Here is a 7,732-nt window from a genome sequence, read left to right as displayed (position 1 = left end):
TGTTGGAAGCGAGCGCGGCAACTGCTGCTCAGGCCAGCGAAAAGGTCCTTGCCCAACTCGTCGAACAGTTCGACCTGCACTACGCCTTCCTCCGCTACAGCGACCACAGCGTCCGTGCCTCGGTGTTGGCCGCAGAGTGGCCACCGCGGTCCGATGTGGCCGATGTCGATCCGGGTGCGGTGGTCTCCTTCGCCAGCGACCACCCTGCCTTGGCGCTCTGCGAAGATGGCAAAGAGCTGGTGATTTACCGCAGTCACGAGAGCGCCGGCTTTCGATGCCCGGTCACGTGGCAACGTTACGGCGGCGGCCCGATGGTGGCCGCCGCCCCACTGGTCTCCGGTACGCAGACCGCCGGGGTGCTCGGCTTTGTCAAATGCCGTGGCCGGAAGTGGAAGCCCGAAGCGATCCACACCCTCAAAACAGTCGCCTCCCTGTTCGCACAGTTCCACGCTCGGATCTCGGCGGAGGAACGGCTCCAGCATCTCGCCGAGCATGACGATCTCACCGGTTTGCCCAACCGCCGGGCGCTGCTCGCCCATCTTTCGGATCGACTCGCCGGCCGGCGGCCCGGCCCCGTCGCCGTTCTATACCTCGATCTCGACCGCCTGAAATCGATCAACGACGCGCTCGGCCACGCTGCCGGTGACTGGTTCATCCAGAGTTTTGCCGACCGCCTTCGTGCTTGTGCCGGCGGTCAGAGCATGGTCGCCCGGCTAGGCGGCGACGAGTTCGTCGTCGTACCGGATCAGCCAATGACCACGCAGGTCGCCGCGACGTTGGCCGAACGGATCCGGAAGGCGGTGCACGATCGCCTGATCATCGATGGCCAAGCCGTCACCAGAACCGTGAGCATCGGCGTGGCGGTCGGCATGCCGGGCCGCGACGAGGGCACCGATCTGCTCCGCCGGGCCGACGAAGCGGTTTTGGTCTCCAAGCGGGCGGGCGGCAACGAGATCTCGGTGGCCAGCGACGACTCGTTGAAGCAGCGTTTCCGCACCGACATGGAAGGCCTCCAACGGGGCCACATCGACGACGAAGCTCTGTTCCTGAATTACCTGCCCGAAGTCGACCTGTGGACCGGTGCAATCGTGGCCGCCGAGGCGCTGGTGCGTTGGCGGCATCCGGACCGCGGTGTGCTGCTTCCGGATTCGTTCATCGGGGTGGCCGAATCGATGAACCTCGCAGCCGATTTAGACCGGTGGGTACTGCGGTCAGCGTGCGCGGAGTTCAGCGGGTGGCGCTCGCGCGGCGTGGCCAGAGACGCGTCATTGCGGGTCAACATGTCTCCCCTGCAGTTGACCACTCCCGGATTCGTCCGGATGGTTGCCGACACCATCGATGAGTTCGGCATGTCCGACGGTTCCTTGTGTCTGGAGATCACCGAGCGCGCAGTGGTCCACGACATCGACAGCACGGCCCGCACGCTGACCCAGCTCAAAGACATCGGCGTGCAGACGTCCATCGACGACTTCGGCACCGGCTACGCGGTTTTGTCGCATCTGAAGACGCTGCCGATGGACACGCTCAAGATCGACCCGCGCTTCGTGCGCAATCTGGGCAGTGACCCCAACGACCTGGCGATTATCCGCGCGATAATCGGCTTTGCCGACGCCTTCGACCTCCAGCTTGTCGCCGAGGGCGTCGAAACTCCGGCGGCCGCGCTGGCGCTGATGCAATACGGCTGCCGCCGGGCGCAGGGCTATCTATTCTCACGGCCTATCGCGGGCAACGCGATGGAGACGTTGTTGACTTCGGGCGGGATGCCGATGCCGTTCCTCGCCGACAGCGACGCGCTCACTGCGGCCACCGGGTAGCGCGTCGGTGGTCTAACACCACTGCGCCAGGGGCCTCGGCACGAGCGCTTCCGCTCTGCCGATACTTCAAGTCGTCCAAACTATTGCTAACCATTCCTATGGTATGTAATATCCCGCATAGGAGGGCAGGCGATATGATAATCAGGGATGTTCCCGCAGGATGGTCAGACACTCGGCGACGGAGCCGTCGCTCAGTCTGTCTCACCGGCCTGCTGGCCCGCTGACCAACCACATCTCCTAACCCACGACGCCCAAGCAACACCCCACCAGCAGATTGGCACCCGAGTATGACAACCGTATCGGCCACCGGCCATGGCAGTGACAACGGATCGGCGCTGCACCTTGCGACTACGATCCCGCCAGATCCATCCTCAATCGCACACATTGACACCGGGGCGGGCCCCGCGGTCCGCCCCCGCGTCAGCCTGGTCATCCCGGTAAGGAACGAGGCTCGCAACATCGCCTCGGTACTCGAGCAGATCGCCGACGACGTGGACGAAATCATCCTCGTCGATGGCAACTCGACCGATGTCACACTGACCACCGCGCAGGCATACCGGCCGGACCTGAGGATCGTGCCTCAGGAGGGCGTCGGAAAAGGCAGCGCATTGCGCACCGGATTCCAAGCGGCCACCGGCGACATCATCGTGATGATGGACGCGGACGGCAGCATGTCACCGCAGGAGATCCGCCACTACGTGCATTTCCTCAACCATGGTTACGACTTCGTCAAGGGCTCGCGGTTCATCAGCGGCGGGGGGTCATTGGACATCACCTGGATCCGCCGACTCGGTAACCTCTTCCTGCTCACCGCCTTCAACACGGTCTACGACGCCCAGCTGACCGATTTGTGCTACGGATTCTGCGCATTTCACCGCCGCTATCTCGAGCACCTTCGGCTGTCGGCCACCGGCTTCGAAATCGAAGCCGAGATGACGGTGCGTGCCATGCAAACGGGTCTGCGCATTGCAGAGGTTCCCAGCCTGGAGCTGCCCCGACGCACCGGTGCGTCGAACCTGCATGCGATCCGCGACGGCATCCGGGTCCTGAGAACCGTTCTGCGCCATCACCGCTCGGGTGTTTCCGGGCACCTCTATCAAGCGGCGCGACAGGCCACCGGGCGGGGCCCGGCCGTGTCGGCGGGCGCGACAGCATGATCAAGGCCGGACGGCCCGCCGTACCAGTGCGGCCATTCCCGGCTGGCTGGTCTGACGATGGCGTGTGCTGACATCGAGGTCAGCGCACCCGCCGGCGCGCCCCGCCCCGCGCTGGTCCAGCCGGTGGGGAGATAGCCGATAATGCGCACGCTCGTAACCGGCGCTGCCGGATTCATCGGTTCCACACTTGTCGACCGCCTGCTGGCGGAAGGACACCAGGTGACAGGCGTCGACAATCTCAGCGCCGGCCCCCCTGCCACCAACCTCGAGTGGGCCCACCAACACGACGGACCCGGTCGCTTCACCTTCGCCGCGATCGACGTCCGGCACCCCGCGCTGTGCGACGTTGTCGCGGGGTCCAACCCTGACGTGGTGTTCCATCTGGCCGCGCAGATCGACGTAGGCAGGTCCATTGACGATCCACAACATGACGCCCGCAATAACGTGTTGGGCACCATCAACCTGCTCGAAGCGAGCCGCCGGGCGCGAGTACCGCGGATCGTCCACGCCACCTCGGGTGGCTGCCGCTACGGTGCGGCGACCACCTTGCCGGCCACCGAAGACACTGCGGTGGAACCGCTTTCGCCGTACGCGGTAGCCAATGTCGCCGGCGAACTCTATATGCGCGCCTACGCCGGCATGTACGGGCTAGCGCCGATTTGTCTGGCACTGGCCAACGTCTATGGGCCACGCCAAGATCCGAATGGGAAAGCCGGCGTGGTCACGGCCTTCGGCAGTGCGATGATCTCCGGCCGTCCCACGACCATCTATGGCGACGGCAGCGCCACCCGCGACTACGTTTACGTCGACGACGCCGTGAATGCCTTCCTGTGTGCCGCGCATGCACCGGCCAGCACGGTCGGCACCTTCAATATCGGCACCGGCGTACAAACGACGGTCGCCGAGCTGCACGAGCTGATAGCCGCAGAAGTCGGTGTCTCGCATCTGCCCGATCACGCCGAGGCCCGCACCGGTGAGCTCCATGCGAGCGCTTTGGACCCGACCCGGGCGTGCCGGGTGCTGAGCTGGAATCCCGAAACCGACCTCAGCCAAGGCATCAAGCGCACCGTCGATTGGCTCCGCGGCATTCTCGATCCCCGCCCCCCGGCGCTCGCCCGCGCCTGAGAGCGCCGAATGCGACCCGGCACCATAGCCGCGCCTACCGTCACAGCTGCTCAATCCACGCTGCGGTCTGGGGGAGCCGATGGCGGTCGGCGATTCCGCCCGGACATCGAGGGATTGCGCGCCATCGCGGTCGGTCTGGTCCTGGTCTTCCACGCTTATGGCACGCCGTTCAGTGGCGGATTTGTCGGCGTCGATGTCTTCTTCGTGATCTCGGGATTCCTGATCACCAGCATTCTGCTGCGCGAACATTCGACGACCGGTCGTGTATCGATTCTTGGGTTTTATGGCAGGCGGGTGCGGCGAATACTGCCCGCGTCGGCTCTGGTCGTGGTCACGACGGTCGTCGCGGCGTACTACTTCCTCGGATTCCTCACCGGCAACGACGTCGCGGTCGCTGCGAAATGGACTGCGGTCTTCGCAGCGAACATTCACTTCGGACTTGTCGGCACCGACTACTTCGGATCCCAACTGCCACCTTCACCGCTGCTACACATGTGGTCGCTGGGCGTGGAAGAACAGTTCTACGTGGTCTGGCCAGGCGTGTTTCTAGCGTTGGTGTCAGTCGTCGGAGGCACCCGCCTCAGGCGCGTCCTCGCGGGGTCGCTGATCGCCATCATCGCCGCATCCTTCGCCTGGTCCGTCTTTGAAACAGCAGCAGATCCCACCTGGGCGTACTTCTCCCCGTTTACCCGCGCCAGCGAGCTTGGTCTCGGGGCACTGATTGCCGTGCTAGGACCGGAGCTTCATCGGAAGCTGAAACAGCGCTGGGCCGCCGAGGGACTCGCATCATGCGGGTTGGCCGGTATCGCCGGCAGCGCGCTGCTGCTGAATTCCTCGACGCCGTACCCGGGCGCGGCGATCGCGTGGCCGGTAGTAGGCACTGCGCTTCTGATCGCCGCCGGCTGCACCGATACCAGAACGTTCGTGGAACGGGGTCTGTCGCTTCGGCCGATGCAATGGTTTGGTGCGCGGTCGTACTCGCTATACCTGTGGCACTGGCCGATCCTCACCATCGCCGCACAGTACGTCATGCGCCATACGAGCGGATGGCAGACGACCGGCTTGCTGCTGCTCACAATTCTGGCGTCCGCGCTCAGTTACCGATGGGTGGAAAACCCAGTTCGCCGCGCCCAATCGCTCACTGCGAGACCGGGACTGAGCCTTGCGGTCGGTGCTGCGCTGATTGCCATCACCATTGCGCTAGCGCAAGTGTTCATCGTCCACAGCGGGGGCGCACGAAACTTATTCGACAGTCCTGACATCACAAAAACGTCCTGCCCGTCGTCCGCCTGCTCGGACATCCCGGCTCAGGTGGCGTCGGGAGCGAAAACCGACACGATTCCCCCAGACCTCACTCCGAGCCTCGCCGATGCCGCTGCTGACATGCGTGTGCCTGACGGCGGCCGGTGCTCACCGCTGCCGATCTCGTGGCTCAAGCCGGACCGTCAGCCATGCATCTTTGACACCGGTGCCCGGGCAAACGCCCCGATGATCATCCTGATCGGGGACTCCGAGGCAGTGATGTGGTCGCGGACCGTGCACTCGATCGCCACGCGGCTCGGCTACAGGTTTGGTCTTGTCTTCTATTACGGCTGCCACATGCCGATGATTACGTTCGACACGACACGCGAAGGCGTGACCGACGCGCAGTGCCGCGAGTGGAAGACTGCAGCGATCAACTGGATGAAGCGGCAGGATCCGTCGGTGGTGATAGTGGCCAGCGGAAACCACACCGGATTCGATGACGACGACTACGCCGCCGGGTACGCAGCCGTGCTGAAGCAGATGCAAGGCCCGGGCCGCAAGTTGTTTGTGATGGGCGATGTTCCGCTGTTGAGTCAGGACCCGCCGCGGTGCTTGGCCGCACACCCTTCGTCGGCGTTGACGTGCGCGACAAAGACCGCAACGGCGGCGCCGGCAGACGAACAGCAGGCTGCGCTCGCTGGAGCTCAACAGGCCGGCGCCGGTTTCGTGAACCTGACACCGTGGCTCTGCACCGCGGACCTGTGTCCCGCGATCGTCGGGCACTACGCGGTGTATCAAGATCAGTTCCACATCACCGGTACCTATGCCCAAGCGTTAATGCCCCTGGTGCAGCAGGCGATCGGCCTCAAGCCGGTCGGTTAGCGAATACGTGACGCTCGATAGCCCCAAAGTCCCGCCACCCAGCGGTCTGCCTTGTGGCCAAGTTACCGAGTGTATGGATGCTTTCAGGCGATTTAAGATACTGATTATCTTGCTATTCGCCTTGCCATGTGACGAATAGTATGTAAGCTACTTACTTACGTACATCACGGTATAAAGCGGCGCCAGGCGCCGCCGCAGCCGGCCGTAACCGCGGCGCACCTCCGGTTCGGCTTGCTTTTATTAGGAGGAGCACATGTCGTTCGTCACCACACAGCCTGACGCGTTGATCACAGCGGCCGGAAGCCTGCAGGGCATCGGTTCTGCGATGACGGCCGGGAGCGCGGCTGCCGCGGCTCCCACCACCGGGGTCGTACCCGCGGCGGCTGACGAGGTGTCGGCGCTGACGGCGGCGCAGTTCGCCGCACACGCCCAGATGTTCCAGGCGATCAGCGCCCAAGCCGCCGCGATTCACGAGATGTTTGTGCACACCCTCGGCACCAGCGCCGCTTCGTATGCGGCCACCGAGGCCGCCAACGCGGCCGCGGCGCTGTAGGCAACCGAGGATCGAACATGGATTTCGGGGCGTTTCCACCAGAGCTCAACTCGGCGCGCATGTATTCGGGGCCCGGGTCGGGCTCGATGATGGCCGCTGCGACGGCCTGGAACGGGCTGGCCGCTCAATTGCATTCTGTGGCAACTTCGTACGGATCGGTCATCTCGGAGCTGACGGACGAGTTGTGGCAGGGGCCGTCGTCAACGGCCATGGCGGCGGCGGTCGCACCCTATCTTGCGTGGATCAGCACCACCGCCGGACAGGCTGAGCAGGCGGCCGGCCAGGCTCAAGCGGCTGCAGGCGCCTACGAGACAGCGTTCTCGATGACGGTGCCACCGGCGATTGTCGCGGCGAACCGCATCCAGCTGACGTCGCTGGTCGTGACAAATGTTTTGGGTCAGAACACGGCGGCGATTGCCGCCAACGAGGCCCAATACGGCGAAATGTGGGCCCAAGACGCCGCAGCCATGTACAGCTATGCCGGCAATTCGGCGGCCGCCGCCCAGGTCACGCCGTTCACCGAGGCGCCGCAGACCACCAATCCGGCCGGGTCGGGCGTGCAGAGCGCCGCGGTCACCCAGGCCGCCGGAACCGCCGTCGGCAATTCGCAGGCGTCGCTGTCGGGGCTGATCTCCCAAGCACTGCAAAGCCTCGCATCGCCCGCCTCGTCGGCGTCGTCCGGTCCGGGGCTGTCGGGGCTTTTGTCTGGACTCTCGAGTGCCCTCGGTCTGACCGGCGGTGCCGCTGCGACGCCGGTCGGCCTCGGTTCGATCGGTTCGGGTTTGATTGGCAATTTGCTGTATCTCCCCGCGTTCTTCGGTGCGTTTGTCGCTCTCGACGCGTTAGGGCCCATGATGGGCAATTTGGAGACCGCTGCCATGACACCTGTGGCCCCAGTTGCCGACGAGGGCGCGGCCGCGGGGGCCGCCGAGGGCGCGGCTGCAGGTGCCGGAGGC

Annotated in this window: 6 protein-coding genes; all 6 read left to right on the top strand. The window is 64.8% G+C overall.

The features are described 5' to 3' along the window. The first annotated feature begins 2 nt into the window (after window positions 1-2). Window positions 3-1,814, top strand: coding sequence for a putative bifunctional diguanylate cyclase/phosphodiesterase (locus WAO18_RS19800; protein WP_422207932.1), 1,812 nt, complete (start codon window positions 3-5; stop codon window positions 1,812-1,814). A 287-nt stretch (window positions 1,815-2,101) separates the two neighbouring features. After that, window positions 2,102-2,971, top strand: coding sequence for a glycosyltransferase family 2 protein (locus WAO18_RS19795; RefSeq protein WP_422207931.1), 870 nt, complete (start codon window positions 2,102-2,104; stop codon window positions 2,969-2,971). Window positions 2,972-3,112: 141 nt separating this feature from the next. After that, window positions 3,113-4,096 carry an NAD-dependent epimerase/dehydratase family protein gene (locus WAO18_RS19790; RefSeq protein ID WP_422207930.1) on the top strand — a complete coding sequence of 328 codons (984 nt, stop codon included), beginning with the start codon at window positions 3,113-3,115 and terminating at the stop codon, window positions 4,094-4,096. Between the two features lie 9 nt (window positions 4,097-4,105). Beyond that, window positions 4,106-6,223 (top strand): acyltransferase family protein, encoded by a 2,118-nt coding sequence (locus WAO18_RS19785; protein WP_422207929.1) that lies wholly within the window; start codon window positions 4,106-4,108, stop codon window positions 6,221-6,223. A 253-nt stretch (window positions 6,224-6,476) separates the two neighbouring features. Further along, window positions 6,477-6,776, top strand: a complete 300-nt coding sequence (locus WAO18_RS19780) for a PE family protein (protein ID WP_422207928.1) — start codon at window positions 6,477-6,479, stop codon at window positions 6,774-6,776. Window positions 6,777-6,793: 17 nt separating this feature from the next. Beyond that, on the top strand, window positions 6,794-7,732 hold a 939-nt coding region (locus WAO18_RS19775; protein WP_422207927.1), incomplete at its 3' end, for a PPE family protein.

Origin of the sequence: Mycobacterium sp. (assembly GCF_049278535.1) — a bacterium.
Lineage (GTDB): Bacteria > Actinomycetota > Actinomycetes > Mycobacteriales > Mycobacteriaceae > Mycobacterium.
The sequence above is the reverse complement of the archived record's forward strand: the minus strand, read 5'-3'. Positions and strand labels throughout refer to the sequence as shown.